Origin of the sequence: Kitasatospora sp. NPDC059817 (assembly GCF_042731835.1) — a bacterium.
In the GTDB taxonomy this organism is placed as follows: Bacteria; Actinomycetota; Actinomycetes; order Streptomycetales; family Streptomycetaceae; genus Kitasatospora.
Window position 1 is genome coordinate 1 of record NZ_JBHWIR010000366.1, and the last position, 3,274, is coordinate 3,274.

The 3,274-nt window shown below is 70.1% G+C and carries 2 protein-coding genes; both read left to right on the forward strand.

All coding sequences use genetic code 11. The annotated features are described in order from the left end of the window. Window positions 1–229: 229 nt before the first annotated feature. Complete coding sequence (locus tag ACFV61_RS35270) at window positions 230–2,059, forward strand: glycoside hydrolase family 15 protein (RefSeq protein ID WP_380496199.1); 1,830 nt, start codon at window positions 230–232, stop codon at window positions 2,057–2,059. A gap of 261 nt (window positions 2,060–2,320) precedes the next feature. Further along, the gene (locus ACFV61_RS35275; RefSeq protein WP_380496201.1) at window positions 2,321–3,091 is read left to right on the forward strand and encodes a ricin-type beta-trefoil lectin domain protein; all 771 of its coding nucleotides are present in this window, start codon (window positions 2,321–2,323) and stop codon (window positions 3,089–3,091) included. Window positions 3,092–3,274 lie beyond the last annotated feature (183 nt).

Genomic DNA, 3,274 nt, shown 5'->3' on the forward strand with positions numbered 1-3,274 from the left:
TGGGTGTAGGCACTTGCTTTGTCGTGGGCAGCGTCATATGTGTATAAGCCACAGCGGCTGGGACGGGAGGGGCCACGCCCACGGCGGAAGCCGCACCGGCCGGGGCCCGCTCCGGTTGGGGCCCGCGAGCCCCGGCCGGTGCTCGGCCCGGCCCCCACGCCGACGGCGATCTACCATGGCTAGGAAGGCTTCGTCTCCAAGCCCGCGCCACAGCGGCGGGGAGGTCGGCATGGCGTTCGACACGACGGGGTTCGAGCAGGCGGACAGCGGCCGGTACCTGCCGATCTCCGAGCACGGCCTGATCGGCGACCTCCGGACGACCGCCCTGGTCGGCACGAACGGCACCATCGACTGGTACTGCTGTCCGCGCTTCGATGCACCCAGCGTGTTCGGGGCCATCCTCGACGCGGACCGGGGTGGATCGTTCGAGCTGGCCGCGGACGTCCCGACCCGCACCCGGCAGTTCTACTTCCCCGACACGAACGTGCTGATCACGCGCTTCTTCGCCGCGGACGGCGTGGCGGAGATCCAGGACTTCATGCCCGTGGCCGAGGGGTCGCCCGAGGCCGCCCGGCACCGGCTGATCCGGCGGCTCATCTGCGTCCGGGGAATCCTCCCGTTCCGGGCGCGGATCGCCCCGCGTTTCGGCTACGGCGCCGAGGCGCACACCGTGTCCCTCGAAGGCCACGTCGCGGTGTTCCGCTCCCCGTCGCTCACGCTCGCGCTGACCGCCACCGCGCCGCTGGAGACCGACGGCCTGGACGTGTGGTCGCACTTCAAGCTCCTGGAGGGCGACTCCGTCGTGTTCGCCCTCGACCAGATCGGCGACGACGTCCCGGCCCGGTCGTGTCCGCGCGCCGAGGCGGAGGAACAGTTCGAGGCGACCGTCCGGTTCTGGCGCCACTGGCTGGCCGGGTCGCGCTACCAGGGGCGGTGGCGGGAGATGGTGCACCGCTCCGCCCTGCTGCTCAAGCTGCTCACCTACGCGCCGACCGGCGCGATCGTCGCCGCACCCACCACCAGCCTGCCCGAGCAGGTCGGCGGCGAGCGCAACTGGGACTACCGGTACATGTGGGTCCGCGACGCCGCCTTCTGCGTCTACGCCATGCTGCGCCTCGGGTTCACCTCGGAGGCCGAGGCGTTCATGGGCTTCCTCTTCGAGCGCATGCGCGACACCGCCGCGAACGGCCCGTTGCAGATCATGTACGGCATCGACGGTCGCACCGAGCTGCCCGAGTACGCGCTGCCGCACCTGGAGGGCCACCTGGGCTCCGCACCCGTCCGGGTCGGCAACGCCGCCACCGGCCAGCTCCAGCTGGACATCTACGGAGCCATGATCGACTCCATCTACCTGTACGACAAGTGGGGGCAGCCGATCAGCAGCGCCGGCTGGGAGGACGTCGGCATGGTGGCGGACTGGCTCTGCGAGAACTGGGACCAGCCCGACGAGGGCATCTGGGAGACCCGCGGCGGCCGCAGGAACTACGTGTACTCGCGGCTGATGTGCTGGGTGGCGCTGGAGCGGGCGATCCGGATGGCGAACCGCCGCGGCCTGCCGGCCGACCTGCCCCGCTGGCGGCAGACCCGGGACGCGATCTACCACCAGATCATGCGGCGCGGCTGGTCGAGCGAGCTGGGCGCGTTCGTCCAGTCCCTGGACGACGGCGAACTGGACGCCTCGCTGCTGATGATGCCGATGGCCAAGTTCATCTCGCCCACCGACCCCAAGTGGCTCTCCACCCTGGACGCGCTCACCAAGGGCCTGGTCTCCGACTCCCTGGTCTACCGCTACAACCCGGCCACCAGCCCGGACGGCCTGAGCGGCTCCGAGGGCACCTTCTCGATCTGCTCCTTCTGGTACGTCGAGGCACTGGCCCGCGCCGGCCGCCTGGAGGAGGCCCGGCTCGCCTTCGAGAAGATGCTCACCTACGCCAACCACCTCGGGCTGTTCGCCGAGGAGATCGGCCCGACCGGCGAGCAACTCGGCAACTTCCCGCAGGCCTTCACCCACCTCTCGCTGATCAGCGCGGCCTTCAATCTCGACCGCGCGCTGGGCTGAGATCGCGTCAATTCGGCTGAATCCAGCCCCTGTTCGGCTCCCGTCCGACTCCTGTCCGGTGCGCGCACCGGTGCTTTCCCCGAGGAACAAGCAGGTCGCGGATGAGCTGAGGTGAATGGCGATATCTCGTCGGCCCACATCCGTTGACGGCCCCAGGCGGCACTGCAATGCTCATGACCAAACCTGCGCAACATCTGAGCAGTGCCATCACCCTGTCATCACGGAAAGGGCCCAACCCTCATGCGCCGTACCGCTGTTGTCATGATGACCACGCTGCTGGCCTCCGCCGCGGCACTCACCGTCCCCGCCGCCGCCCAGGCCGCATCCGCCGCCGCGCGCCAGGCCGCGCCCGCCACCGCTCAGGCAGAGCAGGCGAGTTCGAGTGCGGCGCTGGCCGGCGGGTGTAACGCCATCGCCGCCGGCGGCGGCCAGGTCATCGGAACCTGTTCGGGCATCAGCCCCCTGCAGATCTGGCGCGTGCAGGCGCAGTGCCAGTACTACGTCAACAACACCGGCCCGTACATGCGCATGGCGATCGGCGGAGCCGTCGTCGGGAGCGGGATGAGCACCGCCATGTGCAACTTCGGCGACACCATCATGTTCCCGCAGGTCGTCTTCCTCGGGACGGTGCCGCCGCCCGTGGCCGGGCCGCAGGGCCAGATCAGCGGCTACGCGAGCAAGTGCATCGACGTCCAGGGCGCCGAGAACAAGAACGGCACCCCGGTCCAGATCTACGACTGCAACGGCACGAACGCCCAGAAGTGGACCGTCGGCGTGGACGGGACGCTGCGCGCCCTCGGCAAGTGCATGGACGTGCAGGGCGGCAACACCGCCAACCACACCATGGTCCAGCTCTACGACTGCAACGGCAGCGGCGCCCAGCAGTGGAAGGCCCAGTCCGACGGCTCGCTGCTCAACCCGCAGTCCGGCCGCTGCCTGGACGACCTGGGCTTCGCCACCAACAACGGCAACCAGCTCGGCATCTGGGACTGCAACGGCGCCGACAACCAGAAGTGGAACCTCCCGCACTGATCCCCCCGCCCCCTCGGCCCGGCCGTGATCTCCCCCACGGCCGGCCCGACAGGGCCCCTCGAATCCCACCTCCGGAGCCACGGGGTCCGGTGGTGGGATTGCCGCCGGCAGCCCCGCTGCAGCCCGCAGAGGGGAAAACGGGTCCGGACCCCCCCCGACAGGGGCCGCGCAAGGGGTCCCACT